Genomic DNA, 22,042 nt, shown 5'->3' on the forward strand with positions numbered 1-22,042 from the left:
GCAGCAGCTCAAGGGGCCTCCACCCGGACCCGGCGAAAGGCTTGGCCGCATCACCGGCCTGTCACGGGAGTTCCGATGCCCCTTCGCTCTGCCCCGGCCCGCCCTTTCCGCTCCCGCCTGCGGGCGACCTGCGTCATCGCGGTCTGCGTGACGGCGCTCAGCCAGGCGCCCACCAGCACGGCCGCCGCCCCCGGATCGGGCGCCGACGACCTGCGCGGCCAGCTCGAACAGCTCGTGGCCGCCCCCGGCGGACCGCCCGGTGCCATCGCCGTGCTGCAGCGGGACGGCGTGACCCGCGTCGTCCGCGCGGGCGTGGCCGATCTCGCCACGGGACGGCCGCCGCAGCCGGGCGACCACATGCGGATCGCCAGTACGGCGAAGGCCTTCAGCGGGGCGGTTGCTCTGAGCCTGGTCGACCGGCATGCCCTGCGCCTGGACGAGACCATCGGCCGGCGGCTGCCGCGGCTGCCCCGCGCCTGGCACAGCGTTACGCTCCGGCAGCTGCTCAACCACACCAGCGGTCTGCCGGACTACACGGAGGACGAGGAGTTCCGGCAGATTCTCGCGGCCGACCCGCGCCATCACTTCGACTCCCGCCGGCTGCTCGACTTCGTCGCCGACCGGCCCCTCAACTTCCCCCCGGGAACCCAGTACCGCTACTCCAACTCCGACAACATCGCCGTCGCCCTGATGGCGGAGGCGGCGACCGGCACCCCGTACGAGCAGCTGCTGCGCATCCTGGTCTACGGGCCGTTGGGCCTGCGCAACACGAGCCTTCCCCAGGGTTACCGGATGCCCGAGCCCTATCTGCACGGGTACGCCGTGACCCCGCCGCCCCCGGAGGACGTCAGCGAGCTCTTCGGCGTCTCCGGCTCCTGGGCGTCGGGCGGCATCATCTCCACACCGGCCGACATGACCCGCTTCATCCGCGGCTACGCGGGCGGCGCGCTCTACGGCAGGGGTGTCGTACACGAGCAGCGGCGCTGGATCCCCGGCGCCTCCCAACCCGCGGGCCCCGGCGCCAACATGGCGGGCCTTGCCATCTTCCGTTACACGACACGCTGCGGCGTGGTGCTGGGGCACACCGGCAACTTCCCCGGCTATACGCAGCTGATCGCCGCCACCCCGGACGGCCGCCGGTCCCTGACCTTCTCCATCACCACGCAGATCAACGACTCCAGCAACCCGGACCTGTTGAACCGGATGCGAGCCGTTCAGGAGAACTTCGTCTGCGCACTGCTGACCCGGTCCGCGCACTGACCCGGTCCGCGCACTGACCTGGTCTCGCTAGCCGCCGCCATGACGAGGGAAGATGGGGCGGCAAGCGTTTTGGTCAACCGATGTGGAGGAGCGGGCACATGCAGCACGAGCGAGCGGGTCAGCCTGCCGGTCCCGAGGATCTCGTCGACGTCGCCCGGCTGGTCACCGCGTACTACGCGCTGCACCCGGACCCGGCCGACCCGGGGCAGCGGGTGGCGTTCGGTACGTCGGGACATCGCGGGTCGTCACTGGCGACCGCGTTCAACGAGGACCACATCGCCGCGACCAGCCAGGCGATCTGCGAGTACCGCGCCGACCAGGGCACCGACGGCCCCCTGTTCCTCGGCGCCGACACCCACGCCCTGTCCGAGCCCGCGCGGGTCACGGCGTTGGAGGTGTTCGCGGCCAACGAGGTGACCGTGCTCATCGACAGCGGGGACGGCTACACGCCCACCCCCGCGCTCTCGCACGCCATCCTCACCCACAACCGCGGCCGCACCTCCGGCCTCGCCGACGGCGTGGTGGTCACCCCCTCGCACAACCCGCCCGCCGACGGCGGCTTCAAGTACAACCCGCCGAGCGGCGGCCCGGCCGGTTCCGACGCGACGTCCTGGATCCAGAACCGGGCCAACGACATCATCGCCGCCGGGATGAAGGACGTACGGCGCATCCCCTTCACGCGGGCGCTGGCAGCGGAGACCACCCGCCGCCACGACTTCCTCGGCGCCTACGTGGCCGATCTGCCCAGCGTGCTGGACCTGGACGCGATCCGCGCCGCCGGCGTCCGCATCGGCGCCGACCCGCTCGGCGGGGCCTCGGTCGCCTACTGGGGCCGTATCGCCGAACAGCACCGGCTCGATCTGACGGTGGTCAACCCGCTCGCCGACCCCACCTGGCGCTTCATGACGCTCGACTGGGACGGCAAGATCCGTATGGACTGCTCGTCGCCGTATGCGATGGCCTCGCTCATCGAGCAGCGCGACCGCTTCCAGATCGCGACCGGCAACGACGCCGACGCCGACCGGCACGGCATCGTCACCCCGGACGCCGGGCTGATGAACCCCAACCACTACCTGGCCACCGCCATCTCCTACCTGTACGCCCACCGCAAGGAGTGGCCCGCCGGCACGGGCATCGGCAAGACGCTGGTGTCGTCCAGCATGATCGACCGCGTCGCCGCCGACCTGGGGCGCCAACTGGTCGAAGTGCCGGTCGGGTTCAAGTGGTTCGTGGACGGCCTGGTCGACGGATCCATCGGCTTCGGAGGGGAGGAGTCGGCCGGTGCGTCGTTCCTGCGCCGGGACGGCTCGGTGTGGACCACGGACAAGGACGGCATCATCCTGGCGCTGCTCGCCTCCGAGATCACCGCGGTCACCGGGAAGACGCCCTCGGAGCACTACGCCGACCTGACCGCCCGCTTCGGCGAGCCCGCCTACGCGCGCATCGACGCCCCGGCGACCCGCGAGGAGAAGGCCCTGCTCGCCAAGCTCTCGCCGGCACAGGTCACCGCCGACACCCTGGCCGGAGAGGCGGTCACCGGGGTGCTCACCGAGGCGCCGGGCAACGGCGCGTCGATCGGCGGCATCAAGGTCACCACCGAGAACGCCTGGTTCGCGGCCCGGCCCTCGGGCACCGAGGACGTGTACAAGATCTACGCCGAGTCCTTCCGTGGCCCCGACCACCTCCGCCAGGTGCAGGACGAGGCGAAGGACGTGGTGATGGCGGCACTGGGCGGCTGACACGGCACCGAGGGGCCTGGTTCGTCCGGGCCCCCTTTCGTAGATATTTCCGGTTTGTCTGGTCAGGGGCTTATGTCGCTATCATCTCCTAAACGCGACGTATGGGTTTATGCCCAGAAGGGGCCACGGCCCACGGCCCCGCCGGAGTGATCAATGTCCCTCGAGCGCCCAATGGAGGACGGCGACGAGCTGCTCGCCAGACTCGGGTCGCTGACCGCCCAGGCACGTGAGCTCGCGGAGCTGCAGCGCTCCCGGGTCGAACTGGCCGTCGCCCTGCAGCGCGGCATGCTGCCCCGGGATCTGCCCACGGCCCGCCGCTTCCACCTTGCCGTCCGCTATGCCCCCGCCTTCCACGGCCTCAACGTGGGGGGCGACTGGTACGACGCCTTCACCATGCCCGACGGCCGCATCGGGCTGTCCATCGGTGACGTCCAGGGCCACAACATCGAGGCGGCCGCCTTCATGGGCCAGGTCCGGGTCGGCCTGCGCGCCCTCGCCTCCGTCACGAGCGAACCCGGCGAGCTGCTCTCCCGTACCAACGACCTGCTCATGTCGCTCGGCACCGATCTGTTCGCCACCTGCACCTTCATGCGGCTCGACCCGTGCACCGGCGTGCTGGAGAGCGCACGGGCCGGGCACGTGCCCCACATCTGGGCCACCGCGGACGGACAGTCCGGCATCGCCGACGACGAGGGCGGACCGCCCCTGGGCATCGTGGAGGGGATGGAGTACCCGGTTACCCGGTACCGGCTGACCAAGGGCGGTGTGTTCGTCCTGCTCACGGACGGCGTGGTGGAAGGGCCGTCCCTGAGCGTCGACGACGGCCTCGACCACGTCGTACGGCTCGCCGGGATCGCCGCCGTAGCCGGCATGGAGGCCGACGCACTCGCCGGCGCCGTGATGAAGGTGGCCGAGCGAGTGGGGCACGAGGACGACGCGGCCGTACTGGTCGTCGGCCACGACGGGCTCGACGACCGCCCCCGGGGCTGGAGACCGCGCCGCTCGCCTCGCCGAGCGGGCGGCAGCGGTGTCTGATGGCAGCTGTGGTGGGTATCGCGGATCTGCGCCGACCGGCCGGCCTCGCCCTCCAGACGCTGGCCGTCGCCGCCGGGTACTACGCGGCCGGGCGGCTGGGGCTCATGCGCCGGCTCGTCGTCGATGGCGCGGTGGTCACACCCATCTGGCCGCCCACGGGCGTCGCGGTGGCTTGTCTGCTCCTCTTCGGCCTGCGCGTCTGGCCCGGCATCGCGCTCGGGGCCCTGCTCGTCGTCATGTCCATCACCTCTCCGCAGCCCGCAGTGATCGGCACGCTGGTGGGCAACACCGCCGCCCCCGTCTGCGCGTACTACATGCTGCGCAAGGTGGGCTTCCGCACCGACCTCGCCCGTTTACGGGACGGCTTCGCTCTGGTCTTCCTGGGAGCCCTGACCGCCACGCTCATCAGCGCGACCGCCGGCGCCGGCCTCCTCGTCCTGACCGGCAAGCTCGCCCCGCACGGCTTCTGGCTCGTCTGGTCGGCCTGGTGGGCGGGCGACGCGATGGGCGTCTTGATCGTCACCCCGGCCCTGCTGGTGCTGTTCGGACTGTACGGCGCGCGCCGTACCGCGCACCCGCGCCGGTGGAAGGAGGCGGTGGGGCTGACCCTCATCGCGTGCGGCCTCGTGCCGTTCGCCGCCCAGAGCTCCGTCAGCCTGCTGTTCCTCGTCTACCCGCTGGTGATCTGGGCGGCGCTGCGGTTCCAGCTCGCGGGCAGCATGCTGTGCGCCCTCTTCGCCTCCGTCATGGCCACCATCGCGGCGACGGACCAGGCCGGACCGTTCGCAGGACTCAGCCCTATCGAGATCATGATCAAACTTCAGGCGTTCAACGGCGCGATGGCCCTCACCGCGCTGCTCCTGTCCGCCGTGATCACCGAACAGCTCAACACCAGACGCTCGGTGGAACGGGCCTGCCAGGAACTGGTCGAGGTCCTGGAACACCTCACCGCAGGCGACACCCCACAGCCCAGACCGCCCCTGGACGCGGACGACCGCCGCTGAGGCGGGCGGCACGCCGCATCGTCCGGCCCTCCCGGCGATCAGCGCCGCGAACCGGGGTAGGCGAAGTCGACCACGACGGAAGGACCGCCATGACGACGTACCTGATCACCGTGCCCGGCACCTTCACCACCGCGACCGGCGCCGACACACGGGCCGAGCTGACCCGCGCCCTGCGCCCCGTCGACCCGCACCGCACGCGGACGGGCGACGCGGAGGGCCTCGACGTCCTCACCGTGAACGAGGACAACACCTTCACCATCCGCCTCACCGTCGAGGCCGACAGCGGCCCGCGCGCCGAACAGGACGCTCAGCACCTCGCGGAATCCGCTCTGCGAGCCGCGGGTCTGGACATGGACAAGGCGCCACTCGGACCCGCCGTGATCACCGGCATCGACTCCGGCGCCTGAGCCCGGCGCGCGGTCAGTTCCACAGCGGATACGTCACCGTCCGCGGGAAGTCGTCCGGCCTGCCGTCGGAGTAGGTGAGGGTCATCCGGGTGTAGTGCTGCACCTGTGGGCGCTTCTTCCAGGGCTCTGCTCGGTCGAGGCGCACGACGACCCGGTACGAGTGGAACTTGCCCGCCGCGCAGTAGGGCTTGCAGTCGTTGAGCCAGTTGACGCCCTCCGCCTTCGCCGAGTGCGCACCCCAGTGGGACCAACGCAGCGAGGACAGGCGGCTGTTGCCGTCGCCGCACGCGAGGATGAAGTCGGCCGGGCGCACATGCGGGTGCCAGAAGCAGTCGACGATCACCGGGCCCCGGGGCCGCTGCTGAACGGCCTGCGCGGCCGGCGACGAGGTCGTTCTGGCGGCGGAGGGAGCTCCCGCGGCCGCTGCAAGTGATGCAGCAAGACAAAGCGTGATCGCCGTGGTCAGTACGTGTGCGCGCATGTCCGCTCCCGGCTGCCGCCTCCGGAACCGGGGCCGCAAGCGAAGGCCCCGCTACCGACGCTACGACCGGTGGGAGCCGTGCACCACTCGGACGGAGCAATGCACTGCGCGACCGCGCGGTTCAATATCGACAAAAGGGGCACGCGTCGCCTTGTACGACACCCTGCCGAGGGACGAGGAGCGATGACCGAATACGAGCGTTCCCGCGCCATGCCCGCGCTGCCCGAGCATGTCTTCGACCAGGCGGCGAACATCGGCCAACTCGACGGCTGGCTGCCGGACGAACTGCACGTCCACGCCGAGGCCCCGCCCGCCGTCACCGTCCACGAGGACCAGACCGACCAGGACACCCCCGCCCTCCTGCGGTCCCGCCAGGACCGGATGCGTCTGGAGTGGGGCACCCGCGACGACGGCAGCTACACCGGCTGGCTCCAGGTCGAGGACACGGGCAGCGGCACCAGCGAGGTGACCGTGCACCTGTCCTTCGCCGACGCCGAGCACGACCCGGGCGACACGGCGGCGCAGGAAGCCCTCGACCGAAGCCTGGAGCGCCTCGAGGAGCAGGTACGGCTGCGGGTCGACAACGCGGGCGGCTGACGTACGGCACCCGCAGGCGAGTGCCTGACCCGCAGCGTCGGGTCAGCCTCCTTGGCGCAAGGCGAAGGTCGTGAGGACCGCCGCATGGTCCGACGGCCAGTCGTTGTCGGCGACGTCCGGCCAGGCCCGCGGGACGCCGGTCACGACCGTGCGGGAGTCGACCACTGCCAGACCTCGTCCGTTGTGCAGGACATAGTCGATCCGGTCCTGCGGCTCCGGGAGGGCGGGGTCGTTCTCGTGCCGGGGGTGGATCGGGGACCAGGTGTGGCCCGGGTCGAGAACGGGATCGGGACGGGCCTCGCGGTACGAGTCGCGCAGGCCGGCCTCCTCGGCCGCCCTGGTCACCGGCCATGCCACGGCGGGCCAGTCCAGATGGGACGGGGCGTTGAAGTCCCCGGTGAGGATCACGGGCCGCTCGCTGCCACCCGACTCGGCGATCTGCCGCAGGGCCTCCCGCATCTGGGAGAGCCTCAGCTCCTCGTGCGCGATCAGCTCCTCCGGCGGCAGCCCGTCGAAGGCGGCTTCGTAGGGGCCGTACGGCGTGTAGTGGAGGTGGGCCGTCCATACGTCCACCTCGTGCGCGCGGCCGATGCGCAGGCGTACGCCCGCCGCCCCGTAGAAACCGACGTCGGGGTCGCCGAGGCGGGCCGTGATGGGGTGGCGGCTGATGATGCCGAGGTTCTCGCCGGCCTGGTGGTGGTGCCAGCCCAGCGCGTCGGCGAGCTCGCGGGCCGCCGTGCCGGCCGTCTCCTGCAGGCCCACGACGTCGGCCTCGGTGTCCAGGAGGACCTTGAGCTGTTTGGCGCGGTGGTCGTCGACCTTCGCGCCGCCGTACCAGAGGTTCCAGCTCATGACGCGCAGCCGGGGGGCGACAAGTGCGCGCAGCCGGTCCGGCGTCACCTCCTCCAGGCTGGCCACGACCGTCCGCCCGGGTGCCGCGTCGATGGGGGCCAGCGACGGCACCGCCAGGACCACGCACCCGGCGGCCTCCGCGGAGCTGACGCCGGTGGGCGTGTCCTCGACGGCCACGCAGCGGGCCGGGTCGACGCCGAGGGCCTGGCTGGCGGCGAGATACGGGTCGGGGGCGGGCTTGGTGTGCGGCGTGTCGTCCGCGGTGACGGACACCCGGAAGCGGTCGGCGCCGAGCACGGCCAGGACACTGTCGGCGACCGTGCGGGGGGAGGCGGTGACCAGGGCGGTCGGCACACCTTCGCGGGCGAGCGCGTCGAGGAGGTCGAGTGCGCCGGGGCGCGGCACGATGCCGGTGCGGACGCGGTCGGTGAACCCGCGGTGCAGGCGGTCGGTCAGCCCCGGGACCGGCTGCCCCGTGATCCGGCCGAGCCATGCGGCGGTGTGCTCGACCGGCCTGCCGAGCACCTCCGGCTGATCCGCTTCGGTCAGTGGCCTGCCGAGGCCCGAGGCGATGTCCTGCACTGCCTCCCACCACAGCCGCTCGGTGTCGACGAGCGTGCCGTCCATGTCGAACAGGACGGCCTGGAGCGGGGGTTGGGTCACGGTTTCTTCTTTCGCGTGGGGGGATTTCCTACGAGGCAATGGTGGGCGTGCCTCACGCCGCTCGCTCGGCGACCAGGACCGGCCGCTCGGGCAGCGACACCCGTACGGCGGCTCCGGCGCCCAGCGTGGCGACCTCGTGGGTGGGCAGGTCGGCCTTCACCTCGGTGCCGTCGGCCAGCCGCACGGTACAGCGGGTGGCCGCGCCGAGGAACGCGGTGGCGATCACGCGCGCGTTGCCGGTGTCGTCGGCGGTGACGTGTACGGCCTCCGGTCGCACCAGCACATCCACCTCCGCCGTCGCGGGAAGGGTGCCGTCGGCGGGCAGCCGGAGCCCGAGGACCTCGACCGTCTCTCCGGACAGCCGTCCGGGAATCCGGCTCATCGTGCCGACGAACTCGGCGACGAAGGCGGTGGCAGGTCGGCCGTACAACTCGGCCGGTTCGGCGCACTGTTCGAGCCTGCCCGCGTGCATCACGGCGACCCGGTCGGCGACGGACAGGGCCTCCTCCTGATCGTGCGTCACGAACAGTGTGGTGATGCCGAGTTCCTGCTGCAGCCGACGGATCTCCTCGCGCAGCGTCAGCCGCACCTTGGCGTCGAGCGCGGACAGCGGCTCGTCCAGCAGGAGCACACGCGGACGCAGCGCGAGCGCCCGGGCGAGCGCGATGCGCTGCTGCTGGCCGCCGGAGAGCTGGTGCGGAAACCGGTCGCCCTTGTCGGCGAGCCCGACCAGCTCCAGCAACTCGGCCGCACGGGACCGGCGTTCGGCCGTACGCACCTTCCGCATCCGCAGCCCGAAGGCGACGTTGTCGAGGGCGTTGAGATGCGGGAAGAGGCTGTACGACTGGAAGACCATCCCGGCGTCCCGGCGGTGGGCCGGCACCCGGGTGATGTCCTCGCCGTCGACCAACACCTCGCCGGAGTCGGGGTGTTCGAACCCGGCGAGCATGCGCAGCGCGGTGGTCTTGCCGCAGCCGGACGGGCCGAGCAGCGCCAGGAACTCGCCGGGCTGCACGGTCAGGTCGAGTCCGTCGAGGGCGACGGTCGCCCCGAACTCCCGGCGCAGCCCGCGGAATTCGACCGTGGCGGCCTTGTCGACGGCTGTCTTCTCAAGCGTGGTGACGGTCATGGATCATCCCCGGGACGAAGCGGTACGGGTCCGCCCGCCGACACCGGCGAGCGCGAGCAGCAGGGCCCATGTGACGAGCAGGCTGAGCACGGACACGGCGACGGACAGCTGGGCCTGCGAGCCGCCGACGCTGTAGATCCACACCGCGAACGGCTGGAAGCCGAGCAGCTGGGCCACGGTGAACTCGCCGAGGACCAGGGCGAGGGTGAGGAAGGACGCGTTCAGCAGCGCCCCGCGCAGGTTGGGCAGTACGGTCCGCACGAGGGCCTGCGGCCAGTTCGCGCCGCAGCTGCGGGCGGCCTCCACGAGCGTCCGCACGTCGATCGCGCGCAGCCCGGCGTCCAGCGACCGGTGCACGAACGGCAGCGCCATCACGACGTACGCCATGACCAGCACGAACGGAAAGCTCGGGTTCTGGACTGCCACGAACGTCTCGAACAGCGGGGTCCGCGACAGGTACTCGGGGCCCCACTTCAGCACGGTCGAGATCCCGGCGACGAACGCGATCGGCGGGACGACCAGCGGCAGTTGGCAGATCACCTCGACCACCGGCCGCAGCCGGGGCGCGCCGAGCCGCAGCGCCACCATGGCGGGCACCATCAGCAGCAGCACGATTGCGATGGTCGCGAGCGCCAGCTCCAGCGAGAGCAGCAGGCTGGAGACGAAGCCGTCGGTGGAGACGATCTGCGAGTAGGCGTCGAAGGTGACGCCCTGCCCGGGCACGTCCACGGTGAAGACCACGGACGCGGCCAGGGGCACCAGGAAGTACAGCGCGGCGAGGCCGAGGACGACCCACCGCCACGGGTTCAGGCGAGCCATCGCGTACTCCGTCGTTGCAGGGGCAGATACACGGCCATCACGAGGCCCGCGACCAGGACCATGTCGAGGCTGAGCGCGAGCGCCACGTTCTCCTGGCCGACGAGCACGTTGCCGGAGATGGCGTCGGCGATCTGCAGGGTGACCAGCGGGACCGAACTGCCCACCATCGCCGCGGCGGTGGCGTAGGCGGCGAACGCGCTGCCGAAGAGCAGCACGAACCCGCCCAGCAGCGAGGGCACCAGCACTGGCAGGGCGACGTGCAGCCAGTACTGCACGGCCGTAGCCCCGTTGTTCTGCGCCGCCTCCCGCCACTGGGAGCGCAGGCCCTCCAGCGCGGGCATGATGGTGAGCACCATCAACGGGATCAGGAAGTACAGGTAGACGATGACCAGGCCCCAGAAGCTGTAGAGATCCCAGCCCTTGTCCGTGAGGCCCAAGTGCCGTGTCAGTACACCGGCGTTGCCGAGCGTGGCGACGAAGGCGAAGGCCAGCGGGATGCCGCCGAAGTTGGCGAGCACGCCGGACGCGGTGAGCGCGGCGTTGCGCAGTGCCTGGAACCGGGAGGTGACCACGACCTGCGCGAGCGGCAGTCCGAGCACGGTGCCGATGCCCGCGGAGACGGCGGAGAGCTTCACACTGCCGAGCAGGGCGGTCAGGTAGGCGCCGTGCAGCGAGGTGGTCAGGTTCTCCGCGCTGTACGAAGTCGCCCCCGTCGTCTGGTTCTTGACGGTGAACGCGCCGTTCAGCATGGCGATCGCCGGTACCCCGAAGGCGATCGCGGTGAACACGAGCAGCGGGACGACGGCGAGCCAGCCGGGGGCACGGCGCCGCCGCTTCACCGAAGCGACCGGCGGCGCCACGTCCACGCCCGTGAGGGTGGCCGTCATCCGGAGACGGCCTTCGCCCAGCCCTGCGCGATGACCGTCTTGGCCTTGCTCTGCTGGGCCTCGGTCGGGAAGGACGGCGTACCGGAGACCTTCGGCAGCTTGGCCGCGGCCGTCTTGTCGAGCGTGCCGGCCTTCTCCATGGCCGTCATCAGCGCCGGACGGGCGTACCCCTTGAGCCACAGGTTCTGGCCCTCGGTGCTGTAGAGGTACTCCTGCCACAGGCGGGCGGCCGCCGGGTGCGGGGCGTCCTTGTTGATGGCCTGGGAGTAGTACTGCGAGAACTGGCCGTCGGACGGCACCGACACCTTCCAGTCGACGCCCTTGGACTTGAACTCGTCGGCGTAACCGGCGTTCAGGTAGTCCCAGTCGATGCTGATCGGCGTCTCGCCCTTCTCGACGGTCGCCGGAGTCGACTCGACGGGCGTGTAGTTGCCGTTCTTCTTCAGCTTGGCGAAGAAGTCCAGACCGGGCTGGATGTTGTCGAAGGAACCACCGCTCGCGAGCGCGGCCGCGTAGACGCCACCGAAGGCCGAACCCGACTTGGTGGGGTTGCCGTTGAGCGCGACCTGGCCCTTGTACTGCGGCTTGAGGAGGTCCGCGAAGGTCGTCGGACAGGTCTTCACGCGCTTGGCGTCGCAGCCGATGGAGATGTAGCCGCCGTAGTCGTTGTACCAGCGCGCCTTGGGGTCCTTCTGACCGGTGGGGATGTCCGCGTACGAGGCGACCTTGTACGGCGCGAGCAGGCCCTGCTGGGCGGCGCTGAGCGCGAAGGAGGAGCCGAGGTCGAGGACGTCCGGGGCGCGGTCCTGGCCCTTGCGGGAGGTCACCGCGTTGATCTCGTCCTGGCTGGAGCCGTCGGGGTTCTCCACCTCGATCTTGATGCCGTACTTCTTCTTGAAACCGTCGATCAGCGCGCCGTAGTTGGCCCAGTCGCGGGGCAGCGCGATGGCGTGCAGCGTGCCCTCCTTCTTGGCCGCCTTCACCAGCGCGTCCATACCGCCGAAGTCGGCGGCGGAGCTGGCGGTGGCGGCGTTCTTGCCGTCGGCGGTCGTCGACGCGTTGTCGGGAGCGGCGCCGCAGGCACTCAGGGCGAGCGCGGCTACGACCGCGAGGGAGCCGGTCAGGACGGCTGTTCTCGGCTGGGACACGGTGACTCCAGAAGGGGGTGCAGGGGACGCACAAGAGGCGGCAACTTGTCTGAACAAGTTGGCCCCAGTAATGCTGCCTGTGGTGACGCGTTCGTAAACAGTGGCGAAATTGTGACCTCCCAATCCCTGCACAGTTCGAGGAAAGCGCAGTCACCCGCCGGCCTCGACTAGGGTGGTCACGCTGTGCACAGCTGCCGACTCGGAGGGAAACGGTGCCGACGCGACACGAGGAGATCGCCGACGAACTGCGGCGGGCGATCGACCGCGAGGAGTACGCGGTCGGCGGCAGGCTGCCCTCCGAGTCCGAACTCGCCGCCCACTACGGCGTCTCCCGCGGCACGGTCCGCCAGGCCGTCGCCGCCCTGACCACCGAGGGCCTCATCGGCTCCCGGCAGGGCGCCCGTCGTGTCGTCCTGGCCAGCCGGCGCAGCCAGAGCTTCGCCGAACTGCGCAGCTTCGCCCAGTGGGCGCGCGCCATGGGCCGGGAGGCGACCGGGCGCGTCGTGGCGCAGGAGTACCTGCCCGCCACAGCGCAGGACGCCGCCCGGCTCCAACTGCGCGAGGGTACAAGGGTGTTGCACGTCCTGCGCGTGCGCGGCCTGGACGGCGAACCGGTCCTGGTGGAGCGCACCGTGTACGCCGACTGGATCTCACCCGCCGTCGAGGTCATCGACCCCGACGCCGCGTCCGTCACCCAGCTGCTGTTCGAGAGCACGGGCCTGGTCTTCGCATACGGCGAGCACATCATCGACGCGGTCGCGGCCGGCGCCCAGGACGCCGACCTGCTCGGCATCCGCCGCACCAGCCCCCTGCTGCGCGTCCGCCGCGTGACCACGACCCGCGAGGGACGCCCGGTGGAGTGGTCGGACGACCGCTACCGCTCGGACGCCGTGAGCTTCAGCGTGCACAACTCCATCGACAACAACGCACTGGCCCGCAAGACGGCCGAGTGAGGCGTCAGGGACGCGTCGGGGAGGTCCGGCCGCCCGTGACGCGCAGAAGGTCCAGCTTACCCGCGTCGCTGCTCCCGGCTGCCGCCGTGTAGGTGACCATCCGCAGGTCCGCGCCCGGCACCACGAGGACGTCGCAGTCGAGGACGATGTCTCCGACCTCGGGATGCTCGACGGTCTTGCGGTCGCTCGTGTGCTGAGAGGCCGTCGCCGTGGCCCAATAGTGGGCGAAGGCAGGAGACGCCGTCCTCAAGTCCTCCACCAGGCGGGCCAGTTGGACGTCGGCGGGGTAGCGGGACACGGCGTGTTTGAGGTCGGCGACGATCGACGCGGCGAAGGCGTCGTCCGCTCGCTCGGAGCGGAACGGACGCAGCGCGGCGTGGGCGGGTCCGTCGCCGAACACGGCGCGGGCGAGGTTGCGTTCGGAGACGGGCAGGGTCTCGGGATCACCGTGCAGGGCGCACCACATGGCGTTCCACCACACCAGGCTCCAGTCGGCGGAGAACACCCCGATGGGCACATCCGCCAGGCGTGCGGTGAGTCGCTGGACGCCTGGCGGAACGTGCGTGTGGATCGTGGCGTCCTGCGGCGGCAGCAACCCGGCGCTCCGGTACAGCTCGTCGCGTTCGGCCCGCGAGAGCTGCAGGGCCCGGGCGAGCGCGCCGACGACCTGGGCCGATGGGTGCTGCGCGCGCCCCTGCTCCAGACGCAGTACGTAGTCGACGGAAAGGCCGGCCAGCTGCGCGAGTTCCTCACGGCGCAGCCCCGGGGCACGCCGACCGGCCGTGGCGGTGAAGCCGGCGTCGGCGGGGGAGAGTCGGTCGCGCCAGGCGTGCAGAAGCGAGCCGAAGTCGGAGCGGGAGGCAGCCATACGGCCATTGTCGTCACCCGCGCCGGGATCAGCCTGGGTACTGCCGGTCCTACCGTTGCGGGCGGCCCTGGCTGCCGGGACGGGGAGAGGCGAGCGTGGGTGACGCACCGCTCGAATCGGATTCCGACCGGCGAAGGAGCCGTACATGCAGTCCACCATCGTGATGACGGGCGCCGGCCGCGGAATCGGCCGTATCGCAGCGGAGCGAATCCTGCGTGACTCGCCTGACACACACCTCCTCGTCGTGGCGCGCGGCTCCTCCGGGCCGCGGCCGGCCGCCGAACTGGGTGCAGCAACCGGGCGGAAGGTCACAGACGTCACGGCAGACCTCGGGTCACTCGAAAGCGTCCGCTCGGCGGCCGGGGAGATCCGTGACCGGCTCGACCGCGGTGAACTGCCGCCCCTGCACGGCTTCGTGGGCAACGCGGGCATCCAGTACACGAACGCGCTCACCGAGACACCCGAAGGCCACGAGGCCACATTCGCCGTCAACGTCCTGGCCAACCACCTGCTCGTCCGCCGGCTCCAGGAGCACTTCGCCCGCCCCGCCCGGATCGTGATCACGGTCAGCGACACCCACTTCGGCGACTTCAGGCACAACCTGGGCATGGTCCCCGGTCCGGCCTGGCGCGCCCCGGACACCCTCGCCCGCCCGGGCGCCTTCCCCGAGCCGCACACCACGGCCGCAGGCCGCACCGCGTACTCGACGAGCAAACTGGCCGCCATCCATCTCGTCCACGAGTACGCACGCCGCCTGCCGGCCGGCATCGACGCCGTCGCCTACAACCCGGGCTTCGTCCCCGGCACCGGCCTGGCCCGCCACGCGGACGCCCTCTCCCGCTTCGCGATGCGCCGCATCCTGCCGGCGCTCACCCTCACCCTCTTCGCCACCACCCGCACGGCCGCGGGCCGCCACCTCGCCGACCTCGCCCTCGGCGCGATCCCTGCTCCGACCGGTTCGTATGTCGACCGTGCGCGGGTGGCCCGGTCGTCGGCGGAGTCGTACGACCCGGAGCGTGAGCGTGAACTCTGGGACGCCGCCGAACGGTTGGTACGCTCTCCCGGCTGATCATGGACTGGACAGGGGGATCCATGCGGAACATGGCCGCCGCGGTGACGACCGCACTCACATGCCTGTTGACGGGAGCAGCGGTATCGGGATGCGGTGGCGACGGCAGCGCCGACGAGCGGTCCGCCGAGGAGATACTCGACGACGCCAACGACACGATGCGCGCACTGAAGTCCGTGAGGATCGACGTCACCGCCGACGCGACCAAAGGCGGCACCGTCACCAGCCGGCTCGTGACCGACCTGGACGATCGGTGCCGGGCGAAGACCACCTGGTCCGAGGGCGGCAGCCTCGAACAGATCCGGCTCGGCGAAACGGACTACGTCCGCCCGGACCGCACCTACCTCCAGCGATGGAAGGGCGACACGAGCGTCCGCAGCTCACTGAAGCTGTGGGTGAAGTCGCCCGTCGAGGAGGGGCAGGACGGCGAGAACGGTCTCACCTCCTGCGAACGCTCCTTCGACTCCTTCGGCAAGGCGACGAAGGGCAGGATCACGCGCATCGACGGCAGGAACGCTCTCGCACTGACCGTGACCGACGAATCGGTCAAGGAAGGCACGTACACCTTCTACGTGGCCACCGACGGCAAGCCGTACCTACTCAGAACGGTCTACAAAGGCACCGACTACCACACCACCACATCGTTCAGCGACTTCGACGAACCGCTGAACGTCCAGGCCCCGAAGCCGGCCGAGGTGCTGGACGTGGAGGGCCTCACCGACTGACCGGGCGAGCCAGCAAGTGGGTGACGTGCTCACGTACGGCTCCCCACGCCGCCGGCTCGAGCGTGCCGATGGAGGTGTCCGCCAAAGAGTCGATCGCCTCGTCGCTCCCGGCATCGCAGCCAACGCTGTCCGTGAGCACGTCGTAGCCGTCACGGACGGCCACGTGCAGGCGGTTGCGGCCGCCGTCGCCGGTGCGCACCGCGGCGGCGACGACGAGCGGCGGCGGTCCGCCCGCCTCGCCGGGCAGCTTGCGGTAGCTGCTGGTGAGCGGATCGCGCCAGTGGAGGCTGAGCAGCAGGTGGCGCTTGGCCAGGACTTCGGCGAGGTCGGTCTCGTAGACCCGGTCCTGGTCGAGCACTGTCGCCCGGGCGTCCAGCACCAGGGCGGCCGGCAGCAGACAGCGCAGCGTGCTGCCGACGAGGTTGCCGCCGACGGTGGCCGTGCGGCGTACGGCTCCGGTGCCCACCGTGGCGGCCGCATGCGCGAGGACCTCGGGCACCCGGTCGTCGATCCGGTTCAGCACCACGGCGGAACCCAGCGTCCCGCGCGCGATGACGTTGGCCTCCGGGAGGTTGCGCAGCGACATGGCCTGCGCCGGAAACCCGTCCTGTTGCCAGCCCGCCCAGACGAGCGTCGCCCCGCCGATGGGCACCGCCCCCTCCGCCATGCACTCCTGCGCTTCGGACACGGACTCGGGCAGACGTAGCAGCACGGGAGCCGACCTGCTTTCTCGACGAGTTGGAGCTGAGGTGCACGACGACTCGGTCACGAGACCGCCGACCTGGCGCATTTTCCCCGTCCGCGTGGAGGCGCGTACAGGGCTCACTTCTCCGCTTAGTGCGCCCCCCGCGCAGTCGGCGCTCCGGATCTCTGGGGGAGGATGGGGGAGTCCGGAGCGGAGAGGTGCCGTATCGATGAGGGCTGGTGGGGACGTGCAGCGCAACGAGTCCGCGCTGATGGTGCGGCACGCGCCGAGCGGAGCCGCGACCGCGGCGATCGTGACACTGCACGGCGGGCGCGAGGTGAGCCGTCGGGCGGCGCGCCCGTGGCAGCCGGCCGCGCTCCGTATGCACCCGGTTCTGCGGGCCGCCGCGGCGGCCTCGCCCGGAGACGTCCTGCTCGGGCACGTTCGCTACCGGTACCAGGGCTGGAACGACAGCGATCCCGCCCAGGACGCACTACGGGCGCTCGACGAACTCGAGCGGCTGGTCGGCGACGTGCCCACCATCCTCGTAGGGCACTCGATGGGCGCGAGAGCGGCCCTGCGTGCCGCATCGCACCCGCTGGTGCACGGCGTGCTCGCACTGGCACCGTGGTGTCCGCCCCAGGACTCCGCCGCCCATCTCGGCGGTGTGCGGCTGGTGGTCGTGCACGGTGACCGCGACCGCGTGACGTCTCCCGCCGAATCGGCGGACTATGTGCGCCGGGCCCGGGCCGCGGGGGCCCAGGCCGGCATGGTCATGGTCAAAGGCGGAGACCACGCGATGCTCCGCCGCAGCGCCGACTGGCACCGGGCCACGGGCGAGATCGTCGCCCAGATACTGCAGCCGGATCAGGACGCGCAAGGGCTGGCCACGCAGGCCTGCGCGGCGGACGGCGCGATCGACCTCTAGCCGGGACCGGAGGAGTGCCGAGCGGGAGGCACCCGAGTCGCGGCCTTCCGTCTCTCGTGCGAGCCTGAACTCATGATCAGGTGACCGCCTTGCCGCCTGCCCGTTCGGGGGAGGGCATGGAGGGGTGGCCGTCGGGCGGGAACGCTCCAAAGGAGTTGGCCACATGATTCCTGTCACCGCGTCGCCTGTGCGTATCGAAGCGTTTCTCGATCCCCGGCTGTCCAGATGGCTGTGGCTGGTGAAGTGGCTCCTCGCGATCCCGCACTACATCGTGCTGTTCTTCCTGTGGATCGCGTTCTTCTTCGTGACCGTCGTCGCGTTCTTCGCCATCCTCTTCACCGGCCGCTACCCCCGGTCCCTCTTCGACTTCAATGTCGGCGTAATGCGCTGGAACTGGCGTGTCAGCTATTACGCCCACACCGCGCTCGGCACCGACCGGTACCCGCCGTTCACCCTGGCGGAAGTGCCCGACTACCCGGCGCATTTCGACATCGCCTATCCGGAGCGTCTCTCCCGCGGCCTGGTCCTGGTGAAGTGGTGGTTGCTGGCCATCCCGCAGTACATCGTCGTCGGCATTTTCGTCGGTGGCTGGGGTTGGGGAGAAGGTGACAGCTGGCGTGGCGGCGGCCTGATCCCCTTCCTCTCACTGGTCGCTGTGATCATCCTGGCGTTCACCGCCCGTTACCCGGTTCACCTCTTCGACTTCCTGCTGGGCCTGGCCCGCTGGGCCGCACGGGTGGCCGCCTATGCCGCACTGATGACGGATCAGTACCCGCCGTTCCGCCTCGACCCGGGCGGCCAGGACTCCCCGGTCACCGTCACCGACCGGGCGTGAGCAGCTCGCTCAGCCGCGTGCCCTGGCCCCAGCGCCGGAGCGAGGAGCCGTCGAGCAGCCATGTCTTGCCCTGACGCCGCGCCCAACGGATGTCACGGTCTCTGAAAGTGCCGCGGTGCACGACCAGTTGGAGATGCGGAGCGGTGTCCGTGCCGCGCAGCTCGGAGTGCGGCACGTCCTCGTCGGGGAGGGGCTCCGCGACCGGCCGGAAGGCCACGTCGAGCCGGCGGCCACTGCTGTCCCGGGCGCAGAGTCGCGGCCGGTCCGGTGCGGGCAGCAGCCGTACCCGCCACCCGTCCCGGCGCAGCATCCGGGCCACGGCCAATGCGAGTCCCTCGGTGTCGAGTTCGAGCAGTTCGCCGGGGTCGTAGTAACCGAGCCGTCGGCGTGCCGCCGGACGTCGGCGCCGGACTCCCATCACGACGAGGAAGACCAGAAGCGCGACTCCCCCGAGGGGAACACCGATCCCGAGTGCTCGATAGCCGGTGGCGAGTACGGCGACCACCGAGCACCACGCGGCAACCACTCCGGCGAGCGCCGGCAGTACGTCGCGAAACCTGGGCCCGTGGCGTCCGGGCGCCCGCACGGACGCCACGGTGTTCCGTCGCCATGATCGGTGTGTCTGAGAGGGGCTGGAAGTCCACCCTCGGCGCGCCACAGTGCCAGCCCCCCCAACGCAGTCCGCTTCGGCCTATGCGCAGGGATACCCAGTGGACAGAGGACGGGCCGACCGGGGGAAGGAATCCGGCCACTCGCGCCGTCGCCAGGAGCGAGCCGGAATCAGCACGCCCCCTCGTCCTGCCACGGACCCCAGTCGGTGGCGGCCGGGACCTCGTTCTGGGTCCACCATTTCGCCTTCCAGTTGTGCTTGTTGTACGAGACCTCGTCGCCCGCGGTGTAGACCGAGCCCGAACTCCAGGCGGCCTTGCACCCGGTGGGCGTCGGAGTCGGTGTGGGGGTCGGGGTGGGCGTCGAGGACGGCGGGGTGGCGCCCGCGAACTTCACCGAATACTTCGCGAAGTCCCAGGAGTTCTGCGCCACGCTCGAGCAAGTGCCCGACGTACGGCCGCCGTTGTCGGGCGGCGTGCACTGCCGGTCGCGGTTGAGGGACCAGAACGTGAAGCGGTCCATGTTGTGGCTGGTGGCGTAGTCCAGCACGGTCTGGAAGTCGGCCTGGGTGAAGATCTCGCCGGTGTCGCTGCGCCCGTTCATGCCGGAGAAGCCCTCATGGGCGTAGGCCGTCGCCTGGTCCCAGCCGAACGTCGACTGCAGGATGGCGTTGAAGTTGGTCAGCGCGCTGGTCTGCGAGGCCGCTCCGTTGAAGCCGCCGTCGAACGGCATGATGGAGAAGTTGTTCGGCGTGAAGCCCTGCGACTTCGCCTCCAGCAGCATCTGCTTGCCGAACCAGCCGGTGCCGTCGGCCGTGCCGGCCGTCGTGACGGAGACGTACAGCCCCGGGTTGTTCTGCTGGAGTATCTTCGCGGCGCCGATCTCGTTCTTGATCGCTGCCGTGTTCTCGTACTCCGGCTCCTCCAGGTCGAAGTCGATCGCGTGGAGGCCGTACTTGGTGATGACCTGCTGGTACGCGGCCGCCGTCGCCGCCGCGTCCGAGCACACCTGGCCGAGCTTCGTGCCGCCGTAGCCTCCGATGGAGACGGACACGTCGCCGCCCTTGGCGCGGATGCCGTTGATGACGGACTGCACGGCGGTGTCCGAGGAGACCGGTGCGGTGCCGCCCCAAGTGGGTGAGCAGCCACCGCCGTTGGGGGCCAGGACGAAGGCGAGCTGGAAGGCCTTGAGGCCGGTGGCATCCATGATGGCGCCCGGGTCCGGCGGGTCGTTGTCCAGCGGCATCAGATAGGGAGCCGCCGCGTACCAGCGGTTGTCGAGCGTGGCGGTCGCGCCCGAGGCGTTGCCCGCTACCAGGGCTGTGGTGCCCACGGCGGTGAGTCCGACGGCGGCGGCTGCGCCCAGACATGCACGAAGACGTCTCACGGTGTGCCTCCGGTGGGGGTGGGGGAGTGCCCCAGCTTCCCGCCGAGTCGGTGACATGTCCACGCTCTGGACTAGACCAAACAGCATCTTGGTCTAGACCATACGTTCCCTTTACGGTGCCACTGTCGGTGCAGGTGGTGGGACTTGTGTGTCACCGCCGATGTGCGGTATTTCGTGACTCGTGACCTATTACGACCTCGGCAGCCACGGCCGACGCGTGACGACCTCGTCCTCCGAAGCGCAGTCGTGGTTCGACCGCGGACTGAACTGGACCTACGCCTTCAACCACGAAGAGGCCGTCCGCTGCTTCGAGGCCGCCGCCGCGGCGGATCCCGACTGCGCCATGGCCGACTGGGGTGTCGCCTACGCACTGGGCCCCAACTACAACAAGCCCTGGGAGTTCTTCGACGAGCAGGACCTGGCGCGGACGGTGGAGCGCACGCACGCGGCCGTCCAGAGCGCCCAGGCGAAGGCCGCCGCTGCCACCCCGGTCGAGCAGGCTCTCATCGACGCCTTGAGCGCCCGCTATCCGCAGCACCGGGCCCCGGCCGTCGAGGAGTGCTCGGTGTGGAACATCGCCTACGCCGACAGCATGCGGGCCGTCCACGGACTGGCCCCCGACGACCTCGACGTGGCCACCCTGTACGCCGACGCCCTGATGAACCTCACCCCCTGGCAGCTCTGGGACCTCCGCACGGGCAAGCCGGCTCCCGGCGCGCGCACCGTCGAGGCCAGGGCGGTGCTGGAGCGAGCACTCGCCAAGGAGACAGGCGGTCGGCACCCGGGCCTGCTCCACATGTACATCCACCTGATGGAGATGTCCCCGACCCCCGAGACCGCCCTGCCCGCCGGTGAACGGCTGCGCAATCTCGTGCCGGACGCCGGACATCTGCAGCACATGCCGTCACATCTCGAAGTGCTCTGCGGTGACTACCGCCGAGTCGTCTCCGACAACACCACGGCGATCGAAGTCGACGAGAAGTTCCACGCCAAGGCCGGGGCGATGAACTTCTACACCCTGTACCGGTGCCACAACCTCCACTTCAAGATCTACGGCGCGATGTTCCTCGGCCGCTTCCAGGACGCGATCGAGACCGTGCACCGACTCGAAGCTGCCGTGCCCGAGGACCTGATGCGCGTGCAGAGCCCGCCCATGGCCGACTGGCTGGAGGGCTTCCTCGCCATGCGGGTGCACGTGCTCATCCGCTTCGGCCGCTGGGACGCCATCCTCGCCCTTCCGCTGCCCGCCGACGCACGGCTGTACTGCGTGACCACGGCGATGCTGCACTACGCACGCGGCGTCGCGCTCTCGGCCACGGGCCGGATCGACGAGGCCGAGGCCGAGCGCGAACTCTTCCGCGCCGCGGTCGCCCAAGTCCCCGACACACGCATGCTGTTCAACAACACCTGCGCGGACATCCTGGCGATCGCCGCCGAGATGCTCGACGGCGAGCTCGACTACCGCAAGGGCAACCACGAAGCGGCGTTCGCCGCCCTGCGCCGGTCGATCGAACTAGACGACGGCCTGCCGTACGACGAGCCGTGGGGCTGGATGCAGCCCACCCGCCATGCGTACGGCGCACTGCTCCTGGAACAGGGCCTGGTCGCCGAGGCCGAGGCCGTCTACCGCGCCGACCTGGGCCTGGACGCAACCCTGCCGCGCGCACAGCAGCACCCGGGCAACGTCTGGTCCCTGCACGGCTTCCACGAGTGCCTCGTACGGCTCGGAAAGGACGGCGAGGCGCAGATCGTGGCCCAGCAGCTGAAGCTGGCCACCGCGACGGCGGACGTACCGATCGAGGCGTCCTGCTTCTGCCGTCTTGAGGCGGTCGCCGGTTCCACGGACGCCTGCTGCGGACGGGGGGACTGAGCGCCATGGACTGCCTCCCGCTGGGGCGGGCCCGGTGCGCGGTGCAGGCACTCCTTGGGTTTGACACGATTTGATGGTGTTCGGTGTTGTCCG

General features: G+C 70.6%; 22 protein-coding genes. 12 read left to right on the forward strand and 10 right to left on the reverse strand.

The features are described from left to right. Positions 1 to 75 precede the first annotated feature (75 nt). The 5 genes from ACFY1L_RS44280 (at position 76) to ACFY1L_RS44300 (ending at position 5,445) form a co-directional block, all read left to right on the forward strand. Positions 76 to 1,260, forward strand: a complete 1,185-nt coding sequence (locus ACFY1L_RS44280) for a serine hydrolase domain-containing protein (protein WP_388838526.1) — start codon at positions 76 to 78, stop codon at positions 1,258 to 1,260. A gap of 98 nt (positions 1,261 to 1,358) precedes the next feature. Then, positions 1,359 to 2,999: a phosphoglucomutase (alpha-D-glucose-1,6-bisphosphate-dependent) gene (gene pgm, locus ACFY1L_RS44285; RefSeq protein WP_388838529.1), complete on the forward strand. Its 1,641-nt coding sequence runs from the start codon at positions 1,359 to 1,361 to the stop codon at positions 2,997 to 2,999. 153 nt (positions 3,000 to 3,152) lie between these two features. After that, positions 3,153 to 4,034, forward strand: a complete 882-nt coding sequence (locus ACFY1L_RS44290; RefSeq protein ID WP_388838532.1) for a PP2C family protein-serine/threonine phosphatase — start codon at positions 3,153 to 3,155, stop codon at positions 4,032 to 4,034. Next, positions 4,034 to 5,038 carry an MASE1 domain-containing protein gene (locus ACFY1L_RS44295; protein WP_388838535.1) on the forward strand — a complete coding sequence of 335 codons (1,005 nt, stop codon included), beginning with the start codon at positions 4,034 to 4,036 and terminating at the stop codon, positions 5,036 to 5,038. The genes ACFY1L_RS44290 and ACFY1L_RS44295 overlap by 1 nt, the downstream gene beginning before the upstream one ends. 89 nt (positions 5,039 to 5,127) lie before the next feature. After that, positions 5,128 to 5,445, forward strand: coding sequence for a hypothetical protein (locus tag ACFY1L_RS44300; RefSeq protein ID WP_388838538.1), 318 nt, complete (start codon positions 5,128 to 5,130; stop codon positions 5,443 to 5,445). Between the two features lie 13 nt (positions 5,446 to 5,458). Here ACFY1L_RS44300 and ACFY1L_RS44305 read toward each other — a convergent pair whose 3' ends face one another. Beyond that, positions 5,459 to 5,926 carry a hypothetical protein gene (locus ACFY1L_RS44305; protein ID WP_388838541.1) on the reverse strand — a complete coding sequence of 156 codons (468 nt, stop codon included), beginning with the start codon at positions 5,924 to 5,926 and terminating at the stop codon, positions 5,459 to 5,461. Positions 5,927 to 6,109: 183 nt separating this feature from the next. Here ACFY1L_RS44305 and ACFY1L_RS44310 point away from each other — a divergent pair, with 183 nt between their 5' ends. Beyond that, entirely contained in the window at positions 6,110 to 6,523 is a 414-nt protein-coding gene (locus ACFY1L_RS44310) for an SRPBCC family protein (RefSeq protein ID WP_388838544.1), read from the forward strand. Positions 6,524 to 6,565: 42 nt separating this feature from the next. On the opposite strand, the gene ACFY1L_RS44315 is transcribed toward ACFY1L_RS44310, so the two are convergent. From ACFY1L_RS44315 to ACFY1L_RS44335, 5 genes are read right to left on the reverse strand one after another with little or no spacing between them, the layout of a single operon-like run. Next, a complete protein-coding gene (locus ACFY1L_RS44315) occupies positions 6,566 to 8,038 on the reverse strand; it encodes an HAD-IA family hydrolase (protein ID WP_388838547.1) in 1,473 nt (490 codons plus the stop codon). Between the two features lie 52 nt (positions 8,039 to 8,090). Continuing rightward, a complete protein-coding gene (locus ACFY1L_RS44320; RefSeq protein WP_388838550.1) occupies positions 8,091 to 9,167 on the reverse strand; it encodes an ABC transporter ATP-binding protein in 1,077 nt (358 codons plus the stop codon). Positions 9,168 to 9,170: 3 nt separating this feature from the next. Then, the gene (locus tag ACFY1L_RS44325; RefSeq protein ID WP_388838553.1) at positions 9,171 to 9,986 is read right to left on the reverse strand and encodes an ABC transporter permease; all 816 of its coding nucleotides are present in this window, start codon (positions 9,984 to 9,986) and stop codon (positions 9,171 to 9,173) included. Beyond that, complete coding sequence (locus ACFY1L_RS44330) at positions 9,974 to 10,873, reverse strand: ABC transporter permease (protein ID WP_388838555.1); 900 nt, start codon at positions 10,871 to 10,873, stop codon at positions 9,974 to 9,976. Before ACFY1L_RS44330 ends, ACFY1L_RS44325 begins: the two co-directional genes overlap by 13 nt. Next, complete coding sequence (locus ACFY1L_RS44335) at positions 10,870 to 12,021, reverse strand: ABC transporter substrate-binding protein (RefSeq protein ID WP_388838558.1); 1,152 nt, start codon at positions 12,019 to 12,021, stop codon at positions 10,870 to 10,872. Before ACFY1L_RS44335 ends, ACFY1L_RS44330 begins: the two co-directional genes overlap by 4 nt. A gap of 212 nt (positions 12,022 to 12,233) precedes the next feature. On the opposite strand from ACFY1L_RS44335, the gene ACFY1L_RS44340 reads away from it, so the two are divergent. Then, entirely contained in the window at positions 12,234 to 12,974 is a 741-nt protein-coding gene (locus tag ACFY1L_RS44340; RefSeq protein ID WP_388838561.1) for a GntR family transcriptional regulator, read from the forward strand. Positions 12,975 to 12,978: 4 nt separating this feature from the next. Here the strand turns inward: ACFY1L_RS44340 and ACFY1L_RS44345 are convergent, their stop codons facing one another. Next, entirely contained in the window at positions 12,979 to 13,842 is an 864-nt protein-coding gene (locus ACFY1L_RS44345) for a helix-turn-helix transcriptional regulator (protein WP_388838564.1), read from the reverse strand. A 145-nt stretch (positions 13,843 to 13,987) separates the two neighbouring features. Between ACFY1L_RS44345 and ACFY1L_RS44350 the strand changes: the two genes are divergently transcribed. Next, the gene (locus ACFY1L_RS44350; protein ID WP_388838568.1) at positions 13,988 to 14,911 is read left to right on the forward strand and encodes an SDR family NAD(P)-dependent oxidoreductase; all 924 of its coding nucleotides are present in this window, start codon (positions 13,988 to 13,990) and stop codon (positions 14,909 to 14,911) included. 23 nt (positions 14,912 to 14,934) lie between these two features. Continuing rightward, positions 14,935 to 15,636, forward strand: coding sequence for a hypothetical protein (locus ACFY1L_RS44355; RefSeq protein ID WP_388838571.1), 702 nt, complete (start codon positions 14,935 to 14,937; stop codon positions 15,634 to 15,636). Here ACFY1L_RS44355 and ACFY1L_RS44360 read toward each other — a convergent pair. After that, positions 15,626 to 16,348: an FAD binding domain-containing protein gene (locus tag ACFY1L_RS44360; RefSeq protein WP_388838574.1), complete on the reverse strand. Its 723-nt coding sequence runs from the start codon at positions 16,346 to 16,348 to the stop codon at positions 15,626 to 15,628. The two genes, ACFY1L_RS44355 and ACFY1L_RS44360, sit on opposite strands and share 11 nt — an antisense overlap. Positions 16,349 to 16,550: 202 nt before the next feature. On the opposite strand from ACFY1L_RS44360, the gene ACFY1L_RS44365 reads away from it, so the two are divergent. Both ACFY1L_RS44365 and ACFY1L_RS44370 read left to right on the forward strand, forming a co-directional pair. Then, positions 16,551 to 17,249 (forward strand): alpha/beta fold hydrolase, encoded by a 699-nt coding sequence (locus tag ACFY1L_RS44365; protein ID WP_388838577.1) that lies wholly within the window; start codon positions 16,551 to 16,553, stop codon positions 17,247 to 17,249. 163 nt (positions 17,250 to 17,412) lie between these two features. After that, positions 17,413 to 18,084, forward strand: coding sequence for a DUF4389 domain-containing protein (locus ACFY1L_RS44370; protein ID WP_388838580.1), 672 nt, complete (start codon positions 17,413 to 17,415; stop codon positions 18,082 to 18,084). Here ACFY1L_RS44370 and ACFY1L_RS44375 read toward each other — a convergent pair. Both ACFY1L_RS44375 and ACFY1L_RS44380 read right to left on the reverse strand, forming a co-directional pair. Continuing rightward, positions 18,068 to 18,670 (reverse strand): hypothetical protein, encoded by a 603-nt coding sequence (locus tag ACFY1L_RS44375; protein ID WP_388838583.1) that lies wholly within the window; start codon positions 18,668 to 18,670, stop codon positions 18,068 to 18,070. The two genes, ACFY1L_RS44370 and ACFY1L_RS44375, sit on opposite strands and share 17 nt — an antisense overlap. Positions 18,671 to 18,864: 194 nt before the next feature. Next, a complete protein-coding gene (locus ACFY1L_RS44380; RefSeq protein WP_388838586.1) occupies positions 18,865 to 20,079 on the reverse strand; it encodes a carbohydrate-binding protein in 1,215 nt (404 codons plus the stop codon). 181 nt (positions 20,080 to 20,260) lie between these two features. On the opposite strand from ACFY1L_RS44380, the gene ACFY1L_RS44385 reads away from it, so the two are divergent. Continuing rightward, a complete protein-coding gene (locus ACFY1L_RS44385; protein WP_388838589.1) occupies positions 20,261 to 21,949 on the forward strand; it encodes a hypothetical protein in 1,689 nt (562 codons plus the stop codon). Positions 21,950 to 22,042 lie beyond the last annotated feature (93 nt).

Origin of the sequence: Streptomyces sp. NPDC001663 (genome assembly GCF_042893105.1) — a bacterium.
GTDB lineage: Bacteria > Actinomycetota > Actinomycetes > Streptomycetales > Streptomycetaceae > Streptomyces.

Coding starts and splice junctions, on each gene's coding strand:
- ACFY1L_RS44280 (WP_388838526.1), top strand. CDS start 76: ATGCCCCTTCGCTCTGCCCCGGCCCGCCCTTTCCGCTCCCGCCTGCGG.
- pgm (WP_388838529.1), top strand. CDS start 1,359: ATGCAGCACGAGCGAGCGGGTCAGCCTGCCGGTCCCGAGGATCTCGTC.
- ACFY1L_RS44290 (WP_388838532.1), top strand. CDS start 3,153: ATGTCCCTCGAGCGCCCAATGGAGGACGGCGACGAGCTGCTCGCCAGA.
- ACFY1L_RS44295 (WP_388838535.1), top strand. CDS start 4,034: ATGGCAGCTGTGGTGGGTATCGCGGATCTGCGCCGACCGGCCGGCCTC.
- ACFY1L_RS44300 (WP_388838538.1), top strand. CDS start 5,128: ATGACGACGTACCTGATCACCGTGCCCGGCACCTTCACCACCGCGACC.
- ACFY1L_RS44305 (WP_388838541.1), bottom strand. CDS start 5,926: ATGCGCGCACACGTACTGACCACGGCGATCACGCTTTGTCTTGCTGCA.
- ACFY1L_RS44310 (WP_388838544.1), top strand. CDS start 6,110: ATGACCGAATACGAGCGTTCCCGCGCCATGCCCGCGCTGCCCGAGCAT.
- ACFY1L_RS44320 (WP_388838550.1), bottom strand. CDS start 9,167: ATGACCGTCACCACGCTTGAGAAGACAGCCGTCGACAAGGCCGCCACG.
- ACFY1L_RS44325 (WP_388838553.1), bottom strand. CDS start 9,986: ATGGCTCGCCTGAACCCGTGGCGGTGGGTCGTCCTCGGCCTCGCCGCG.
- ACFY1L_RS44330 (WP_388838555.1), bottom strand. CDS start 10,873: ATGACGGCCACCCTCACGGGCGTGGACGTGGCGCCGCCGGTCGCTTCG.
- ACFY1L_RS44345 (WP_388838564.1), bottom strand. CDS start 13,842: ATGGCTGCCTCCCGCTCCGACTTCGGCTCGCTTCTGCACGCCTGGCGC.
- ACFY1L_RS44350 (WP_388838568.1), top strand. CDS start 13,988: ATGCAGTCCACCATCGTGATGACGGGCGCCGGCCGCGGAATCGGCCGT.
- ACFY1L_RS44355 (WP_388838571.1), top strand. CDS start 14,935: ATGCGGAACATGGCCGCCGCGGTGACGACCGCACTCACATGCCTGTTG.
- ACFY1L_RS44365 (WP_388838577.1), top strand. CDS start 16,551: ATGAGGGCTGGTGGGGACGTGCAGCGCAACGAGTCCGCGCTGATGGTG.
- ACFY1L_RS44370 (WP_388838580.1), top strand. CDS start 17,413: ATGATTCCTGTCACCGCGTCGCCTGTGCGTATCGAAGCGTTTCTCGAT.